This window comes from Lamprobacter sp., from assembly GCF_034860625.1.
GTDB lineage: Bacteria > Pseudomonadota > Gammaproteobacteria > Chromatiales > Chromatiaceae > Lamprobacter.
Genome location: NZ_JAYESN010000765.1, coordinates 1 through 410, shown reverse-complemented (window position 1 = coordinate 410; position 410 = coordinate 1). Strand labels below are relative to the sequence as shown.

The following is a 410-nucleotide window of genomic DNA, read 5'->3' as shown; positions in this document are numbered from 1 at the left end:
CGCTGCGTGCACCGACTCGGGGTCGGCGTTTGCCTTCATGCCCCAGCGCTGTCAGGTAATGGAATGTTCTGGATAGGAGATTTGAAGGTTAAAATGAACCCGTTTCGTACCCGCGAGCGTTCGGGATGCACCACAGCACGACAACAACGCTCAGCGCCGCAATCCTTGCCAGGCCAATAACGAAGCCATCACGACTATCCCCGCGAGCAGCACGGCGACCTGCGCCATGCTCCAGCCCCCATCCAGCAACAGACCCACCGAGACCGGTGCCACCGCCGTGGCGAAGATCATCGCCGACTGCGCCAAGGCGCGGATCGCACCCAGATGGGTGCTGCCATAGAGTTCAACCCAGATCACGCCCATCAGGCTGTTGGCCAGCCCCATGCCAAGCCCGGCCAAGCCCAGATAGA

1 pseudogene is annotated in these 410 nt (G+C 61.7%); it reads right to left on the bottom strand.

The annotated features are described in order from the left end of the window. Positions 1–150: 150 nt before the first annotated feature. Positions 151–410, bottom strand: a pseudogene (locus VBE63_RS31200) (hypothetical protein); the annotation flags it as partial.